The following is an 18,302-nucleotide window of genomic DNA, read 5'->3' on the forward strand; positions in this document are numbered from 1 at the left end:
GCCCACCCAAATAATCATGTGTGCACATGCACAATGAAAAAGGCCGGACCCTTGCGGATCCGGCCTGGCGCTTACAAGACCGCAATCAAATGGCCTGTCCTCATTCCACCCGCAGGGCGGTGGCCACGGCGGCGCGCGCCGCCGTCAGGGCGGGGGCCAGCGCCGCCAGTACCGCGACCAGGAGGGCGACCCCCAGGCCAGCGGCGGCACCCCAGGGACAGGCCTGGTAGTCGAAGGGGTAGCGGATGATGCTCTGGCCGAAGCGGGCCACCACCGGGCGGCTGATGAGCGGCGCCAATGCCGAAGCGACGCCCCAGCCCAGGACGGCGATCACCACCGCCTCATAAATGAACAGACGCACCAGGGCGGCGGCGCCGCCGCCCATGGCCTTCATCACCCCGACCTCCCGCGTTCGCTCCGCCACGCTGACGCCGATGCAGGCCGCCAAGCCCAGCACGCCGGTCGCCAAGGCCAGGACGGAGATTGCCATGAGGATGAGGGTGATGAAGTTCAGATGACCGTCGATGATGGCCCTCAGCATACCGGCCGTCTCCACCTCCCCCACCTGGATGCCGGCGGCGATCAGGTCGTCCTGCAATTCCTGGGCGGCCCGACGCTGGTCCGTGCCCGGGGCCAGGGCCAGATAGACCAGGTCGGCGTCCGCGGGTGACGGGCGCAGGGCGTCCATCACCGCTGCGGGGGCGTAGACGCGGCCCGGTCCGAATTCCCGCACCACGCCGATGATGGTGACCGGTGCGACGCGGTCCCCGGCGCGCAGTTGATAGGCGCCGCCCAACCGGAGGGCCGGAACGTCGGCCAACAGCTTCTGCGTCACGACCACACCATGGGGCGTGGCGTTCCCGGACAGCGTGTTCCCGGCCAGCCACCGCCCGGCCAGCAGATCCGGGCGCAGCAGGCGGGTGTCCGCTGGCGGCGCCACCACCGGAATGGCGTTGCCCAGGCGCACCCCGTCGGCGCCCAGCGGTGTGGCCGCCGCCGCCCGCCAGTACTCCGCCACGCGGACCCCCGCCCGACCGGCCAGCAGGGGTCGCAGGCGGTCCACCGGATAAGGCTGGCGCAGCGCCAATTGCACGTCGTAGGGCTTGGTCCGCGCCACCGCCGCCGCCGTGCCCTGCATGGAGGCGCGGACGTTCAGGGCCGTCAGGAAAAAAGCCAGGCCGATGGCCAGCACCAGGGCGCTGAGCACGGCCGGGCGGGGCCGCCGCAGCACGGCCCCCAACGCCAGGCGGGGCAGCAGGGGCAGGATCACGGCACGGCCCAGCATGCCCACGCCCGCGCCGCCGCCCTGCCCATCGGCCCGCATCAGGGCCAAGCGCACGGGCAGGCGCACCGTCCGCCCCACCCGCCAGGTGGCCACCGCCAGGGGCGTGGCCGCACCGAAAGCCAGGATGATGGCCGCCACCCATAGGGGTGGCCGGGGCGTCAACAGGTCGAAATTATTGCCGGCGGCCAGGAAGCGGGCCATGACCGTGCCCATGGTCATGGCGGCCCAGAGGCTGGCCAGAGCGGCCACCAGGCCGAAGGCTCCCGTGGCCAGCAGATAGTCGCGCAGCACCTGCCCCGGCCGGGCCCCCAGGGCCCGCATCACCCCCACCACCCGCCGTTCCCGCGTCATCATCCCGTCGATCAGGTTGACCACCAGCACCATGCCCATGACCAGGGTGGTCAAGGCCAAGCCGGCCATCAGCACCAGCAGCGCGTCCAACTGGTTCTGGTGGCCGTAGACCGGGACGTCCTGGATATCCAGGCGCCGCACGGCCACGCCCGCCGCCGCCAACGTGGACTCCACCGCCGGGGCCAGCGCGCCGGCGCTTTCCGGGCCGATGGACGCGCGCGCGGTCAGCAGCAGGCGGGTGCCATCCAGCGTCTGGCCCCAGGCGGCCAGGGTGGCGCGGGTGACATAGCCGTAAAGCACCATTTCCATGCGCGAGGGATGCTGGCCGGGATCGAAGACATAGCCGCCGAAGGTCGCGCTGGCGGTTCCGCCATTGGCGAAGCGCAGCGGCAGGGCGACACCCGGCCCGCCCTCCATGAAATAACGCCCATCGCGTTCCAGCAGCAGGCTGCCGGTGGGGGGCGGCCAGGCCTCCTGGGGCAGGCCGGCGTCGGGAGCGAAGGTGGCCACGCGCAGGGCGCGGAAGTCGTCCACCACCGACAGTTCCAGGGGCCACCAGCGGCCCGGCCGGGTTTGCACCCGGGCCATCACCAATGGGCGTTCCTCCACAGCCGCGACGCCGGGTAGGGCCGCCAGCCGGCGCAGCGCCTCCGGCGGCACGGCATCGGTGCGCAGCACCAGGTTGGGCGGGTTGGTGCGGCGATAGCCGGCGTCCAGGTCCGTGCGCAGCAGGGAATAGGCGGCCACCACCGCGCCGGCGACGAATAGGCCGATGGTGAGTCCGGCGAAGGCCATCAGGGTGCGGCCCCAGCGCACGCCGAAGTCGCGCGCCACCTTCTTCATTCGAACGGAGATCATGGCGTGTCCTCCACCGGATTATTCTCCGTCACCTGGCCGTCCTCGACCCGCAGCACCCGGTGATAGCGATCCAACCCGACGCGTTCGTGGGTGGCGACGATGACGGTGCGCCCATCGGCCACGCAGCGGTCGAACAGGGCGGCCACGCGTTCCCCGTTGGCGCGGTCCAGGTTGCCGGTGGGTTCGTCCGCGATCAGGATGGGCGGGTCGTTGGCCAGGGCGCGGGCGATGGCCACGCGCTGCTGCTCGCCACCCGAAAGGCGGCCGGGCGGGCGGAAGGCCTGGTCGGCCAGGCCCATGTCGCCCAGCAGGGACAGGGCCCGCGCCCGGCGCGCCTTGGCCGGCACCGTACCCACCAAATCCATGGCCAGCACGACATTGTCCAGGGCGGTCAAGGTGGGGATCAGTTCGAAGAACTGGAAGACGATGCCAATGCTGGCCCCCCGGAAACGGGCCAGCGCCCCCTCACCCAACGTCTCCAGCGCCGTGCCGTTGACGCGGACGGAGCCCTGGCTGGCCCGATCCACCCCGGTGATGAGGTTCAGCAGCGTGGACTTGCCGGAGCCGGACGCCCCCGTCACCGCCACATACTGCCCCCGGTCGATGGTGACGGTGGCGGGCCGCAGGGCGGCGTGCGCGTCAGGCCCCTGGCGGAACGTCCGCCCGGCGGCCAGCAATTGAATGACAGGCGACACCTGCGCCCCCCCTTTCCTGGTTGAAGAGGGGACAGCGTGGCGGGGCCGTGTCGGGCGCCTTTGCCGCGATTGTCAGGAAAGTGTGGGGAAAACCAGGGTGGCGGTGGTGCCCATGTCCACCGTGCTGTCCAGCGTCAGCCGGCCGCCCTGCGCCACCACCAGGCTACGGGCGATGCCAAGGCCCAAACCAGCGCCGCCCGTTTGGCGGCCCCGGTGGCGGTCGACACGAAAGAAACGGTCGAAGACGTGGGGCAGGTCGGCCGCCGGGATGCCCCGGCCATTGTCGGCCACCGTTACGCGCCAGCCCGCGTCGTCGGCCCGCAGGCCAAGGGTGATGCGCGCGTCCGGCCGACCCTGGGTGGCGGCCACCGCGTTGTCCACCAGGTTGCCCAGGGCCTGGAACAGGCGTTCGGCGTCGATGTGGACGGTGCGGTCCGCGTCCACGCTCACCGACACCCCGATGCCGGCGCCCTCGATGCGGGATGAGAGCCGGGCGAAGGCGTCGCGGCCCCAGTCGGCCAGCGCCACCGCGTCCCGCACCAGCGGCACGGCCCCCTCCTCCACCCGCGCCGCCTCCAGGATGTCGCCGACCAGGCGATCCATCAGCGCGATCTCCGCATCCATCTGCGCCAGATGCGGCGCCGCCTGTTCCGGCCGGCGGGCGATGGTCTCCCCCAGCGCCCGCAGCCGGCCCAGGGGAGACCGTAGTTCGTGCGACACGTCGGCCAGCAACCGGCGCTGCCGCGTTTCGGCATCGCGCAGGGCGAGCGACATGTCGTTGAAGGATTGGACCAGGCCCGCCAGTTCGCGCTGGCGCGGCGGGGCCAGCGTCTCCCCGAAGTGCCCGCCGGCCACGCGCGCGGCCAGGGTGGAGAGACGGCGGAAGGCCCCCGTCAGGTCGCGCACCGGCGGCCAGATCAGCAAGGCGGCCAACCCGACGAACACCAGCACGACGGGCACGAACTCCACATGGAGGGGGATCGCCGGCTGGCCGGCGCGGCTCAGCACCAGGGTGCCGCCGCCGGGCAGCGGCGCGGCGCCCACCAGCACCTCCAGATCCTGGTGCCCCGCGCCGACCAGCCCGGGATCCAAGGACGGGCGGTCAGGTCGGCTGTCACCCACAACATGGCCATCGGCCGCCAGCCAGGTCAGACGCACCCGGCGGTGCGCCGCCCCCCAGGCCTGGACAACGGTCGCCGGATCCTGGCCCTCGGGCCAGTGGCTGGCCTGCCAGCGCGCCTCTTCCTGCAGATCGCGCTGCCAGTCGCCATAGAGGAAGCGCGCCTGGAAATGGAAGGACAGCGTCACCAGGATGCCCAGGCAGACGGCCACCAGCAGCAGCGCCCGCCAGAACATCAGGCGGAACAGGCCCGGCCCCCTCATGACAGGTGGAACCGGTAGCCCACGCCCCACACCGTGCGGATGAAGGTGGGGGTCTTGGGGTCGTCACCGATCTTGCGGCGCAGGTTGCTGATGTGGGTGTCGACCGCGCGGTCGAAGGCGTCCGTCTCCCCACCCCGCACGCATTCCAGCAGCATGTCGCGGCTGAACACCCGCCCCGGCTCCGCCGCCAGTCGGGCCAGCAGGTCGAACTCCGTGCGCGTCAGATCCAGGGCTTGGCCGTGCAGGCTGGCGACGCGGCTGCCGGCGTCGATGCGGAAGGGACCGGCGTGGTGGATGGCGGGCGGGGCCGCCGCCGGGCCGGCGCGGACGCAGCGCCGCAGCACCGCCTTGGCCCGCGCCTCCAGCTCCCACAGGCTGTAGGGCTTGGGCAGGTAGTCGTCGGCGCCCAGGTCCAGGCCGCGGATTCGGTCGGCCTCCTGCCCCCGGGCGGTGACCATGATGATGCCGATGTCGTGGTCGCGGCGGATGCGACGGCAGAGGGACAAGCCATCCTCCCCCGGCAGCATGATGTCCAGCACCGCCAGGTCCACGGCATGCGCCCGCAAATGCGCGTCAGCCGCCGCCGCGTCCGCGGCCCAGGCGACCTGGAAGCCGCTGTCGGCCAAATGGCGCACCACAAGGGGTGCCAACCGGTCGTCGTCTTCCACCAGCAGGATGCGGGCGCCGTCGGGCGGGGGCGGGATCATGAGGGCGGCATCCTTGAATGCGATATCTGCGCGCCGGACGATAGCGTGAAACAGCGGCGCCGCGACATAGTCGCAATCTTACGGCCTAAGCAGCCTGCCTGCTGGCAGGCCCCGGCCTTCTCCCCTATCATTCAGCGTGTTAACCAAACCTGCCCATAAGCCCGCGCCCGCTTCGCCGGGGAACGCCGGGCCCATCTGGAGGGAAAGCATGACGAAGTCCATTCTGCGCGCCGCCCTGCTGTCGGCCGCGATGGCGGTCGCCACCACCGCCCCGGCCCTGGCCGCCGGCGCCCCGGTCGTCACCACCGTCCACCTGATCACCGCCACGGGCGTGGGGGCCGCCATCGGCACCATCACCGCCACCGAAGGCAGCGGCGGCCTGGTGCTGACGCCCAAGCTGACCGGCCTGCCGCCGGGGGTGCATGGCTTCCACCTGCACGCCAACGCCTCATGCCAGCCGGGGGAAAAGGACGGCAAGCCCGGCGCCGGGCTGGGGGCCGGCGGCCACTTCGACCCCGCCGGCACCGGCAAGCACCTGGGCCCCACGGCCGACGGCCACAAGGGCGACCTGCCCCCGCTGACGGTCACGGCCGACGGCAGCACCGCGCCCGAGCCGCTGACGGTGCCGCACCTGACGCTGTCCGACCTGGCCGGCCACGCCTTCGTCATCCATGCCGGCGGCGACAACTTCTCCGACACGCCGGAACCACTGGGCGGCGGCGGCGGCCGCATCGCCTGCGGCGTGGTGGGCGAGAAGTAAGGTCCACCCCCGTCGCCATTGAGCAAAGCCCCAGCGGAACCGCCTGCTGGGGCTTGGTTTTTTGCGGTGTTCCGCCGCCGGCACGCGGGGAGCCACACCCGCCGCCCTGCTGGACCCCATGTTCCGATCCCGAAACCACCGGATATGGCGCCGGCCTGGCCAAGCTATGCCGAAGCATACAGTGAGCATACCGGCGGATTTGTCCATATGACCGGGCGGTGACCGGTCCCAGCGGGCGCGTCCGGAACGCGTCCCCCTTCCCCCTTTCGGACCGGGGCAGGTGGCACGCGGACACTTATGACCTTCTATTCCTCCTCGACCCCAAATCCCACCCCAACCCCGACGCTGACGGCGGTGCAGCGGGACGGAACGCTGGACCCGGACCGCGCTTTGGGGGTTGCCCCGGATGGCGGCGGCATCCCGCGCCTGGGCCAGTTCGGCCGCCGGGGCCTGCTGGGTGCCGCCGTGCTGTTGACCCTGGCCGTGCTGGCGGCGGCGGGGGCTCAACTGCACCACGACGCGGACGCCCTGGTCGCCGACCTGCAGCGGCAGCTGCTGGCCCGGGCCCTGACCCTGACCCCCGCGCTGGAACAGGCGCGGACGATCGGTGACGGCGTGGCCACGCGCCTGTCGGGCACGCGGGCGGAACCCGGCCGCATCCAAGGCCTGCCCGCCAACGACGCCGTGCGCTGTGACGAGCGCCTGCGAGCCGATGCCGCCGCGCTGAACGCCCACCTGATCCTGACCGCGCCCGACCAGCGCCCGCCCGCCGGCCCCACCGCCTGCCTTCTATCCATGCTGCAGGGCATCAGCCTGCTGGCCAGCGGCACGCCCATCAGTTCGGTCACCGTGGTCGGGCCGGACTGGGCGCTGACCTACCCCGACATGCCCCGGGGCCTGCGCGACGACATGACCGGCGAACGCCTGATCGCCAGCATCCGCGGCCTGGCGCAGCGTGCGCTGAAGATCGGCCAAGGCATGATGAGCCCGCCCTATCGCAGCATGGTGGCGGGCCGGGGCGTCACCGCCGCCTATCTCACCCGGTCCAGCGACCTGCCCGACTTCCTGGCCATCACCGTCAGCCTGTCCCTGGAGGGACTGTGGCGGGCGATCGGCCCCCTGCCGGATCTCCCCGGCAACGAACTGCTGATCGTCGATGCCAAAGGCACCGTCGTGCTACGGGGCGGCGCCCCGGCCGAAGCCGTGCTGCCCGACGCGAAGACCGGCGACCGCCCCAGCCTGCCCCTGGCGGAGGTGCGGCGGGCGCTGGCGGGCGCCGGCCAGCCGGTGCGCGACGGCGCCTGGCTGACCGCCGCCCTGCCCCTGACCAACCTCGGCTGGTCGCTGGTCGTGCGTATGCCCTTGGGGGATTTTTTGTCCGCGTTGCTCAGCGGCAGCCTGTGGCCCTTGGGTAGCGCCATTCTGCTGCTGGCGGGCATCTGGCTGGCCTACGGCGCCGCGGCGCGGCGCCTGCTGGCCCCGGCCATCCTGCTGGAGCAACGCCTGCACAAGGCCGTGGGCGAGTTGCGCCTGACCTTCGACAACATGACCGAGGGCCTGTGCCTGCTGGACCGTGAGGGCCGGGTGAAGGCGGCCAACGCCCGCCTAGCCGCCGTGCTGGACCTGCCGGAGCACCTGACCCGGCCCGGCGCCACCCTGGCGGACATCAACACCCACCTGGCGGGCCTCTACCCCGCCGGCATGCGCCTGCTGACCATGCCCGCCCTGCTGGCCCGTCTGGCGGACGGCGGCGGGCAGTACAGCTTCGACGCGCCCCTACCCGGCGGCCGACGCTGGTGCGAGGCCCGTTTCCGGCTGGTACCCGGCGGCGGCATGATCGTGTGCCTGGCCACCGACATCACCGCCCGCAAGCGTGACGAGCTGGCGCTGGCCGCCACCAAGGAACGCGCGGTGACGGCGCTGGCCCAGCTGGAGGATGCGCAGGACCAGCTGGTGGAAAGCGAGAAGATGGCCGCGTTGGGCGGCCTGGTGGCCGGCGTGGCGCACGAGGTGAACACCCCCATCGGCGTGGGTGTCACCGCCGCCAGCACCCTGGCGGAGCGCACCCGCCTGCTGGCCGGCGCCTTCGCCGAGCGCGCCATGACCAAGGAAATGCTGGACGACTACCTGAAGCGGGCGGCCACCCTGACGTCGCTGATCCAGGAGAATCTGGAGCGCGCCACCCGGCTGGTGCGCAGCTTCAAGCAGGTGGCCATCGACCAGCACGGCGACGCCGAACATGAGGTACGGCTTAAACAGTATCTTGAGGACGCGCTGGTCAACCTGCGGCCGGAGTTGCGGCGCGGCCGGCACACCCTCGTCATCGAGGGGGATGGTGAGATCATCGTGCGCGCCGTCCCATCCCAGCTGTGGCAGGTGGCCAGCAACCTGGTGCTGAACGCGGTGATGCACGCCTTCCCCGACCAGGAGGGCGGCACCGTGCGCCTCACCCTGACCCGGTCCGGCAACCGCGCGGTGATGGAGGTGCGTGACGACGGCATCGGCATGACGGAAGAGGTGCGCCGGCGCTGTTTCGAGCCCTTCTTCACCACCAAGCGCGGCCAGGGCGGCAGCGGCCTGGGCTTGTCCATCGCCCACACCCTGGTCACCAGCGGCCTGAAGGGCCGCATCGCCGTGGAGAGCGCCCCTGGCGCCGGCACCGCCTTTCGCATCGAAATGCCCCTGGTCCCGCCCGCCGCCGCCCCCGCATCAGCGGAACCGGCGCCTGACGCCTTCAACGGGATATCGCCATGATGACCTTCGACGATCTGTTCGCCCGGTCACCCGCCGACCCGGTTCCGCCAGCGCCCCGGCCGCCCCCGCCAGCATCCCCCGTCGCGCCGTGGAAGGTGCTGATCGCCGATGATGACACCGCCATCCACGCGGTCACCGAGCTGGCGCTGGAGGGATTCCGCATGGACGGCCGGCCGCTGGCCTTCCTGCATGCCCATTCCGGGGCGGAGACCCTGCAGCGCATGGCGGAACATCCGGACATCGCCGTGCTGTTGCTGGACGTGGTGATGGAAAGCGACAGCGCCGGCCTGGACGTGGCCAAGGCGGTGCGGGAGCGGCTGGGCAACCGCCAGGTGCGCATCGTGCTGAACACCGGCCAGCCCGGCTCGGCGCCCGAGGCCGACATCATCGCCCGCTACGACATCGACAATTATCGTGAGAAGGGGGAACTGACGGAGCGGCAGCTGTTCACCCTGATGTATTCCTGCCTGCGCGGGTACCGCGATATCGCGGCGGTGGAGCAGAGCCGCCAGGGCCTGCGCCGGCTGATCGACGCCCTGCCCCGAATTTTCCACCTGACCGCCGCCGACCGCCTGGCCCGAACCTGCCTGGAGCAGCTGGCGGGCCTGACGGGTGGGGTTGTGCTGAACGGCCTGGTGCTGGAACAGGACAGGCCCGACGGTCCTGCCCGGGCCCTGGCCGCCTGCGGCCGGTTCGCGGATCTGGATGAGGACGGCCCCGTGCCCGCGGAGGTGCAAGCCGCGCTGGCGCTGGACGGCAACCTGCGCGAACATGGCCGGTGGAGCGAATGGCTGCCCACCGGCGGCGGCGGGCGCCGCCTGCTGTATCTGGATGGTGTGGCCGCCGTCACGCCCCTGGGCCGCGACCTGCTGGCCCTGTTCGTACGCAACCTGACCGTAGCCTTCGATAACCTGCGCCTGAAGGAGGAGATCGAGGAGACCCAGCGCGAGATCGTCTTCCGCCTGGGCGAGGCGGTGGAGACGCGCAACCAGGAAACCGGCAACCATTTGAAGCGGGTATCGGAGGCGGCGGGCATGATCGCCGCCTATCTGGGGTATGATGAGACCATGGTGTCGCGGGTGCGCTACGCGGCCCCCCTGCACGACATCGGCAAGATCGGCATCCCCGACCATATCCTGAACAAGCGCGGCCAGCTGGACGAGGAGGAATGGAAGGTGATGCAGACGCACGCCGACATCGGCTGGCGCATGCTGAAGGACGCCCGGCAGGACATCCTGCGCGCCGGCGCCGTCATCGCCCTTCAGCATCATGAGAAATGGGATGGGACGGGTTATCCCCGGGGCCTGCGGGGGGATGAGATCGACCCGCTGGCCCGCATCGTCGCCGCCGCCGACGTGTTCGACGCCCTGGGCAGCCACCGGCCCTATAAGGCGCCCTGGCCCCTGGAACGCATCCTGGAGCATATGGTCAAGGAGCGGGGCCGCCATTTCGACCCCACCGTGGTGGACGCCATCCTGGCGTTGGCGCCGACCCTGATGGAAAGCCGGACGCGTTACCCGGATATCGAGCGATAGCCGGCGCCCACGGCGGCTTCCGGCGGGGCGGCCTTGCGGTTGCGATTCACCACCATCTCGTCATACAGCGTGGTGATGGTGCGGCTGCCGGTGCGCACGAACAGGCCCGGCACGACGGCGTGCACCAGACAGGCCAGGCCCGCCAGCACCATGCGGCCACCGAACGACGCCGCCACGACGGCATGCTCGCCATAGCTTTCCTGAACTGACCGCGGGTGATCGATAAACAGCTTGCCCAACATGATCCGCGCCTTTCCCTGTCATCCGGCCCCTGTCATACGGCCGCTGCCATCCGGTGCCGATGACATCAGCATAACCCGGACGGCCTTGAGAAAAATCCCAAACTGTCCCACTGTGATGGCGCGATAGTGTGAACTCATCCCATGAAGTGGCAGTTCCATGGATCATCTTGACAAGATCGACATCCGGCTTCTGCAGTTGCTGCAGGAGGACGCCTCGCTGTCCATCGCCCAGCTGGCCGACGCCGTCGCCCTGTCGACCAACGCCTGCTGGCGCCGGGTCAAGCAGCTGGAGGAGGCGGGCATCATCCGCCGCCGCGTCGCCCTGCTGGACGCCGACCTGCTGGGCTGCGGCATCACCGTATTCGTCGCCATCCGGACCAACCAACATGACGAGGACTGGCTGGAAACGTTCGCCCGGGGCGTGGCGGACATCCCGGAAATCGTGGAGTTCTACCGCATGAGCGGCGACGTCGATTACCTGCTGAAGGTGCTGGTGGCCGATATTCCCCATTACGACCGGGTGTACAAGCGCCTGATCAAGGTGACCAAGCTGACCGACGTCAGTTCCAGCTTCGCCATGGAACGCATCAAATCCACCACGGCGATCCCCCTCCCGAGCCCGCTGTCGCGACCATAAAGAGGCATACGCCTAAGGCAAGGTCGCCAGGCGGGAAAAACTGCGTCATGTTCCGCCTCTGGTTTGTCCCATCCGCGTTGCGAAACGCGGAGGGATTTTTTATGGGCGATTGGCGCGTCGCGGTTTCGTGAGGGTGCCGGGTTTGATGAGGGCGTAAGCCGTGGACATGCTGCTGCGACAGCGGGTGCGACTGGCGGGGCTGGCGGCCCTGGGTGGCATCGTCGCCCTGCTGTTGATCATGCAGTCCATCTTCGCGGAGGTGGTGAGCAGCGAGAGGTGGGTGAACCACAGCCATCAGGTCCGCACCACAGCGATCCTGGTGCTGAGCCACATCCTGTCGGCGGAATTGGCCCAGCGCCTGTACCTGCTGGTCCACGCGCCGGAGGCCCGCGACCGCTTCCAGGGCTATCGCGACGACACCACCAACCAGCTGCTGGCGCTGACCACCCTGCTGAGCGACAACCCGGACCAGGTGCGGCGCGCATCCACCCTGACGGCCCTGGCCAACGCGAGGCTGGATGCGCTGCAGGTGCTGATGCAGACCCCCGCCGGATCGCCCCCGGACACCATCACCCTGGAACGGGGCGAGTCCCTGATGGCCGAGGTGCGGGAGCAGGTGGCCATCATAGACGGCACCGAGCAGGCGCTGCTGGTGCAGCGCCAGGGCCGGGTCAACACCCTGCGCCTGTTGTTCGTGGCCGGCAGCGTCGTCATCTGCCTGGTGGCCGGCGGCCTGGTCTGGCGCCTGTCCAGCGGCGCCATGACCGAGGCGGACCGCGAAAGCCGCATGCGCCAGCAGTTGCAGGACATGCTGGACGAAAAGGGCCGTCTGCTGCGCGAGATCAACCACCGCGTGGGCAACGGCCTGGCCATGATCGGAACCCTGCTGCAGTTGCAGACCCACGACACCAAGGACCCGCAGGCCGAACGCGCCCTGGCGGAGGCCCGCACCCGCGTGCTGGCCATCAACGAGGTCCACAAGCGCATGCTGCAGGCCGAGACGGTGGACGAGGTGGAGTTCGGCGCCCTGCTGCCCGCCTTTTGCCGTGAGGTGGCCGCGGAATACGGCGCCCTGGACCGTGTGCAGGTCACCAGCACGCCCGTGCTGCTGCCGGTGGAGACGGGCGTCGCCCTGGCCCTGATCCTGAATGAGATGCTGACCCCCACCCTGCGCCGGTCGGACGAGCTGTACAGCCCCGTGCAGCTGACCCTGTCCGTGGTGGACAACCGCCTGTCCTGCATCATCGACGACCCCAGCGGGCAGTTGCCCACCGACATGGGGGCCGCCCGCCTGGCCGGTATCGGCATGACCGTGGTCCAGGCGCTGTGCCGCCAGATCGGGGCGGAGATGGCCTTCGACAAAGCCGGCACACAGTTCTACATCTCCGTCACCGTGCCCCGGGCGCGCAAGGTGCAAGCGGCCTGAGGGCTGACCGCGCGTGCCACCTCTAATTTATTGAAAAATCGGATCCGCAACGATCCTGTCTTGCGGCTGTGCCTGTATTTCCCGGTGGCTTTCGCTATGATGGCGCGACCCTGACGTTCAGCCGGAAAGGCATAACGGCTTGCCTCCCCACTACCTGAAGCTGCACGGCAAAGGCCTGCGCGCCCGGCTGCAAATCCTGCTGCTGGTGGTGGTGGCGCCCCTCACCGCCCTGTCCATCGCCGACTACGGCGCCCGCCGGTCGGAGGCCGTGGCCGGCGCCGAGGCCCAGGCCCTGGGCCTGGCGCACGCGGTCGCCGGGCAGCAGGCGATGCTGATCACCCAGGCCCGGCACATCGCGGACACGCTGGTCAGCGAAAGCGCGCGCCTGCCGGTGGAGGAGTGCGTGCAGGACGCGCGGCTGATGAAGGCGGCCCATCCCTGGATCACCAACGTCAATCTGATGGGGCCGGACGGCCAGGCCTTCTGCTCATCATCCGGGCCCCCCTTCCAGAACTTTGGCGACCGCGACTATTTCCAGACCCTGATCAGGACCGGCCAGCCCACCATCAGCGATTTCCTGATCGGCCGCACCTCGGGCCAGCCGGTGATGGTGGTGGCGCAGATGCAGGCCACCCCCAAGGGCGATGTCGCCCGCGTGGCCAGCACCGCCATCAGCCTGCAATGGCTGGAGGACATGGGCCGGCAACTGGTGGAGAAGCGGCACGCCGTGTTCCTGGCCGTGGACCGCCATGGCCACATCCTGGCGCGGTACCCGGAGTCCGGTGCCGAGGTGGGGGATGACGATCGTCGCGCGCCCTTGATCGGCGCCATGCTGGCCACGCCGGACGGCAACGCCGACACGGTCGATTTGCAGGGCGTGGGCCGGTTGTTCGGCATCGCCAGCGTGGGGGACACCGGGGCCCGCGTGGCCGTCGGCCTGTCCAAGGCCGATGTGCTGGCCGCCGCCAACATCGACTTCCGCCGCAACCTGGTGGTGGTTCTGGCCGTCACCCTGCTGGCCTTCGCCCTGGGTGTGGCGGGGCTGGAGCTGTCGGTCCTGCGCTGGCTGCGCGCCCTGGGCGACGCGGCGCAGCGCATCGCCGCCGGCGACCGCGCCATCCACGTCGACAGCCCCGGCAGCGGGCCGGAATTGGAGGCCGTGGCCCAGGCCTTCAACGCCATGGCCGACGCCGTCGCGCGGCAGGAGCAGGAACTGGTGGCGCGGGAGGAACGGTTCCGCGACCTGACGGAGGTGTCAACCGACTGGTACTGGGAAACGGATGAGACCCACCGCCTGACCTACATCTCCGACGGGGTGCAGTTCGTGGGCATCGACGTGGCCCAGTTGCTGGGCCGCACCCGGCGGGAGCTGTCGACCGACGCCGACGCCGCCCACTGGGCGATCTACGAGGGGTTCCTCAACACCCGCACCCCCTTCCGCGACTTCACCTATTCCGTCCCCGGACCCAACGACCAGATCCGGCACCTGGAAATCTCCGGCCGGCCTTATTACGCGCCTGACGGCCGTTTTCGCGGCTTCCGCGGGGTGGGGCGCAACATCACGCCCTTGGTGGAGGCGCGCCAGCACCTGCAGGAGCGCGACAGGCTGCTGACCACCATCCTGGAATCCATTGACCAGGGCATCGTCGCCTTCGACGCCCAGCTGCGCCTGTCCATCCGCAACCGCCATTTCCTGGATCTGATGGGGCTGACGGCGGAGGATTGCCCGCCCGGCCTGCCCCTGGGGGAGGTCGAGCCCCTGTTGAAGGACGGCGCCGCCGACCCGCTGGCGGGGGTGCGCTCACCGGAACCCATGACCTATGAGCTGACGCGGGCCGACGGCAGCACGCTGGAGGCGCGGGCCATCCCCATGCCGGGCGGCGGCTTCGTCGTCAGCTACATGGACATGACGCTGCAGCGGCGGCAGGTCAGCGACCTGATCGACGCGCGCGACCGCCTGGCGGCGCAGGCGCGTGAACTGCGCACCCTGGCGGAGGAGCTGGACGCCGCGCGCCGCTCCGCCGAGGCGGCCAACGCCGCCAAGTCGGACTTCCTGGCCAACATGAGCCACGAGATCCGCACGCCCATGAACGGGGTCATGGGCATGGTGCAGCTGTTGCTGGAAAGCCCGCTGACCGCCGACCAGGCGACCTACGCCGCCATCATACGCGACAGCGCCGACGCCCTGCTGTCCATCATCAACGACATCCTGGACATCTCGAAGCTGGAAGCGGGGCGGGTGGAGCTGGAGGAGGTGCCGTTCGCCCTGGCCGACGTCACCGCCGGCGTGTTGGCCATCCTGGAGCCGCGCGCCCGCGACAAGGGCATACGGCTGGAAACGCTGGTGGTGGGGGCGGCCCCCGGCCATTACCGGGGCGACCCGTTCCGCCTGCGCCAGGTTCTGTTGAACCTGGTGGGCAACGCCGTGAAGTTCACGGAAAGGGGATCGGTCACGCTGGAGGTGGAGGTGGGCATCGCCAGGGACGGCCTGGTGCCGCTGCACTTCGCCGTGCGCGACACCGGCATCGGCATCAGCGCGCCGGCCCAGGCGCAGTTGTTCCGCAAGTTCGGGCAGGCCGATACCTCGATCTCCCGCCGCTTCGGCGGGTCGGGCCTGGGCTTGGCCATTTCCCAGCGGCTGGTGGCCCTCATGGGCGGCGCCATCACCCTGGACAGCACGCTGAACCAGGGCAGCACCTTCGCCTTCACCGTGCGCCTGCCGGCGGCACGCGCCAAGGAGATACCCAAGGCGCAAGCCCTGCCCCCGGTACAGGGATCGCCACCGGCGGCAGCACCGCGCCCCAACCGGCCGCCCAAGCCCGGCCGGCCGGGCCTGCCCGCCGGCAACGGCGCCCGGCTGCTGGTGGTGGACGACAACTTCATCAACCAAACGGTCGCCCGGACCATGCTGGAGAAGCTGGGCTATCGTGTCACCCTGGCCGGTGACGCGCGCACGGCGCTGGACCTTTATGAGCGCGAAGCCTTCCACGCCGTGCTGATGGACATCCAGATGCCGGAGATGGACGGCGTGCAGGCCACCCAGCGCATCCGCGACATCCAGGGAAGGATGGGCCGGGCCCGCACCCCCGTCATCGCCATGACGGCCAACGCCATGGCCGGCATGCGCGAGGAATATCTGGCCGCCGGCATGGACGACTACATCGCCAAACCCTTCGCCCTGCCCACCCTGGCCACCACCGTGGCGCGCTGGGTCGCGGTGGTCGGGTCGACAGAGGGCACCGTTCCGGCCCCGACCGCCCCCATCCCGATGCCTTCGGCACCGCCGGCCCCCCTGGTCCCGGAACAGAGGGTCCCGGAACAGAGGGCCCCGGAGCCGGCGGCACCCGCAGCACCGGCCGAGCCGCCCGTGCTGGACCCCGCACCCCTGCGCCAGCTGGCGGAGCTGCTGGACACAGACACCCTGGCCGACCTGGTCATGTCGTCGGTGAACGAATGCGAGGCGCGGGTGGCGACGCTGGAAACCCTGGCGAACACCAGCGACACCGACGCCATGGCCAGGGCCGCCCATACCCTGATCGCCACCGCGGGTGACATCGGCCTGCGCCAGATGCAGAACCTGGCGACCCGCATCCAGACGTCCGCGCGCGCCGGGAAGGCGGATGAGTGCCGGCCCCAGATCGCCGCGTTGGCGGCGACCCTCCCCGCCGGGCTGGCCGCCGTGGCCGCCGTGCTGAAACCGCTGCTGAAAAAGGCCGAGGGATAGCGCTCCGGCGGGCTAGCCCTGCCGCTCGCCCGCCCACCACTCGTCGGCCGTGGGCAGGGTGCCGTAGCTCTGCCGCAGGGCGTTGGACCAATGGTCGCGCACATGCTGGAAATAGCTGTCGGTCTCGGTGATGCGACGGTTGATGCGCAGCTGCAGATCGTCGCGATGGTAGACCGCCAGGTCGATGGGCATGCCGACCGACAGGTTGCTGCGCAGGGTGCTGTCCATGGAGACCAGCACCAGCTTCACCCCGTCCTGCACCGGCGTGTCGTAAGAGACCACGCGATCCAGGATGGGCTTGCCGTACTTGTGCTCCCCGATCTGCAGGTAGGGCGTTTCGGGTGTCGCCTCGATGAAGTTGCCGGGCGAATAAATCTGGAACAGGCGCATGCCCCGGCCCCTGATCTGTCCGCCCAGCAGGAACGACGCGTCGAAGCCCACGCCCTGCGCCTTCATGGCCAAGCCGTCGCTGTTGTAGACATCGCGGATGGCGGCACCCACCAGCTGCGCGGCGCGGAACATGGACGGGACGGTGGCCAGCGTCTCCGGATCGGCGTCGCCGATGGAAACGCCTTCCTGCAGGCGGTTCACCACCGACTGGCTGATGGACAGGTTCCCCGCCGTCAGCAGGACCATGCAGCGCTCACCCGGGGTTTCGAACCGGTGCATCTTGCAGAAGGTGGAGATGTTGTCGACCCCGGCATTGGTGCGGGTGTCGGAGAGCATCACCAGCCCGGCTTTGAGAAACAGGGCGACGCAATAGGTCATCTTCAGGCCTCGACATGCGGGACGCCATCCTTGACGGGCGGCTTTCTTCCTCAAGTGAGGGATAGGCGCCCCGACGGACAGGGTCCCTATCCCCATGCCCCGTCATACCCCGAAACCGGCGGCCGCCACCAGGGGGTGCGCACGTTAAGTATTGGCGACGGACCGGAAACGCAACGAATGGATCCGGCCCCAGGGAGAACCCGGGTCCGGATCCCCTCGCGGCGGCTCAGCGGACGTTGAGGTAGAAGCCGCTGATCTCCTGGCCCAGGCGCAGCATGTCATCAATGAACTGCGTCACGTACTCATGCAGACCGAACTGGAAGATGTCCTCCACCCGGCCGTAGCGCAGCCGGGCGTGGATTTCGCCCGCCAGGCGGTGGCACTCGCCCCGCTGGCCGCCATAACGCACGGCCAGGGCCTCCAGCAGATCCACCACATGGGCCAGGCAGGCCACCAGGGACCGGGGCATTTCCGGCCGCAGGATCAGCAGCTCGGCGATCAGCCAGGGCTTCAGCCGGTCATGATAGACCCAGTGATAGCTGCGCAGGGCGGAGACGGCCCGCAGGATGCTCTGCCACTGATAATAATCCAGCACCCCGCCCACGCCCTCATGGTCGGGCAGCAGGACGTGATACTTGACGTCCAGGATGCGGGCGGTGTTGTCCGCCCGTTCCAGCAGCGTGCCCAGATGGGTGAACAGGTAGCCGTCGTTGCGCAGCATGGTGTTGGCGTAGCTGCCGCAGAACAGCAGGGACCGCTGGACCACCCAGTCCATCAGGCCGGGCAGGCTGTCCGCCGCCAGGCGGTCGGCCTTCAGGGCCCGGGTCTGCTGCCAGGTCTCGTTCAGCGCCTCCCATGTGTCCACGGTCAGGGCGGTGCGCACCGCCCGGCCGTTGCGGCGGGCGGTCTCGATGCAGGACACGATGCTGGACGGGTTTTCCGGGTCCAGCACCAGGTAATCCAGCACCAGGGAGGGTACCACCTCGCCATGCTTGGCAAGGTAGCCCGGCTCCGTGCCTGTGGCGATCAGGGTGGAACGCCATTCATTGCCCGGATTGTCCAGGGACAGCGACATGTTGGACATGCGGTTGCCCACCTGCACCAGGCGCGCGACGCTGGCCGCCCGCTCCATATAGCGGGCCAGCCAGAACAGTCCGTCTGCGGTACGGCTCAGCAT

General features: G+C 70.0%; 13 protein-coding genes. 6 read left to right on the top strand and 7 right to left on the bottom strand.

The window, feature by feature from the left end; genetic code table 11:
- Positions 1–100: 100 nt before the first annotated feature.
- The 4 genes from UAJ10_RS00180 to UAJ10_RS00195 form a co-directional block, all read right to left on the bottom strand.
- The gene (locus tag UAJ10_RS00180) at positions 101–2,494 is read right to left on the bottom strand and encodes an ABC transporter permease (RefSeq protein WP_322913111.1); all 2,394 of its coding nucleotides are present in this window, start codon (positions 2,492–2,494) and stop codon (positions 101–103) included.
- Entirely contained in the window at positions 2,491–3,189 is a 699-nt protein-coding gene (locus UAJ10_RS00185) for an ABC transporter ATP-binding protein (RefSeq protein WP_322913113.1), read from the bottom strand. The genes UAJ10_RS00180 and UAJ10_RS00185 overlap by 4 nt, the downstream gene beginning before the upstream one ends.
- A 72-nt stretch (positions 3,190–3,261) precedes the next feature.
- A complete protein-coding gene (locus UAJ10_RS00190; RefSeq protein ID WP_322913114.1) occupies positions 3,262–4,572 on the bottom strand; it encodes a sensor histidine kinase in 1,311 nt (436 codons plus the stop codon).
- Positions 4,569–5,279, bottom strand: a complete 711-nt coding sequence (locus UAJ10_RS00195) for a response regulator transcription factor (RefSeq protein ID WP_322913115.1) — start codon at positions 5,277–5,279, stop codon at positions 4,569–4,571. The genes UAJ10_RS00190 and UAJ10_RS00195 overlap by 4 nt, the downstream gene beginning before the upstream one ends.
- 208 nt (positions 5,280–5,487) lie before the next feature.
- Here UAJ10_RS00195 and sodC point away from each other — a divergent pair, with 208 nt between their 5' ends.
- The 3 genes from sodC (at position 5,488) to UAJ10_RS00210 (ending at position 10,328) form a co-directional block, all read left to right on the top strand.
- The gene (gene sodC / locus UAJ10_RS00200) at positions 5,488–6,039 is read left to right on the top strand and encodes a superoxide dismutase [Cu-Zn] SodC (RefSeq protein ID WP_322913116.1); all 552 of its coding nucleotides are present in this window, start codon (positions 5,488–5,490) and stop codon (positions 6,037–6,039) included.
- A gap of 297 nt (positions 6,040–6,336) precedes the next feature.
- Entirely contained in the window at positions 6,337–8,793 is a 2,457-nt protein-coding gene (locus UAJ10_RS00205) for a sensor histidine kinase (protein WP_322913117.1), read from the top strand.
- Positions 8,790–10,328, top strand: a complete 1,539-nt coding sequence (locus UAJ10_RS00210) for an HD domain-containing phosphohydrolase (protein ID WP_322913118.1) — start codon at positions 8,790–8,792, stop codon at positions 10,326–10,328. Before UAJ10_RS00205 ends, UAJ10_RS00210 begins: the two co-directional genes overlap by 4 nt.
- On the opposite strand, the gene UAJ10_RS00215 is transcribed toward UAJ10_RS00210, so the two are convergent.
- Positions 10,307–10,570, bottom strand: coding sequence for a DUF6356 family protein (locus UAJ10_RS00215; RefSeq protein WP_322913119.1), 264 nt, complete (start codon positions 10,568–10,570; stop codon positions 10,307–10,309). The genes UAJ10_RS00210 and UAJ10_RS00215 overlap by 22 nt on opposite strands.
- 157 nt (positions 10,571–10,727) lie before the next feature.
- Here UAJ10_RS00215 and UAJ10_RS00220 point away from each other — a divergent pair, with 157 nt between their 5' ends.
- From UAJ10_RS00220 to UAJ10_RS00230, 3 genes are all read left to right on the top strand, one after another.
- The gene (locus UAJ10_RS00220; protein ID WP_322913121.1) at positions 10,728–11,207 is read left to right on the top strand and encodes an Lrp/AsnC family transcriptional regulator; all 480 of its coding nucleotides are present in this window, start codon (positions 10,728–10,730) and stop codon (positions 11,205–11,207) included.
- 166 nt (positions 11,208–11,373) lie between these two features.
- Positions 11,374–12,633 (top strand): sensor histidine kinase, encoded by a 1,260-nt coding sequence (locus UAJ10_RS00225; protein ID WP_322914475.1) that lies wholly within the window; start codon positions 11,374–11,376, stop codon positions 12,631–12,633.
- A 139-nt stretch (positions 12,634–12,772) separates the two neighbouring features.
- A complete protein-coding gene (locus UAJ10_RS00230) occupies positions 12,773–16,357 on the top strand; it encodes a response regulator (RefSeq protein ID WP_322913123.1) in 3,585 nt (1,194 codons plus the stop codon).
- Between the two features lie 12 nt (positions 16,358–16,369).
- On the opposite strand, the gene UAJ10_RS00235 is transcribed toward UAJ10_RS00230, so the two are convergent.
- Both UAJ10_RS00235 and UAJ10_RS00240 read right to left on the bottom strand, forming a co-directional pair.
- Entirely contained in the window at positions 16,370–17,125 is a 756-nt protein-coding gene (locus tag UAJ10_RS00235) for a proteasome-type protease (RefSeq protein ID WP_322913124.1), read from the bottom strand.
- Positions 17,126–17,351: 226 nt separating this feature from the next.
- Positions 17,352–18,302, bottom strand: coding sequence for an alpha-E domain-containing protein (locus tag UAJ10_RS00240; protein ID WP_322913125.1), 951 nt, complete (start codon positions 18,300–18,302; stop codon positions 17,352–17,354).

Source organism: Nitrospirillum guaranorum (genome assembly GCF_034653275.1).
In the GTDB taxonomy this organism is placed as follows: domain Bacteria; phylum Pseudomonadota; class Alphaproteobacteria; order Azospirillales; family Azospirillaceae; genus Nitrospirillum.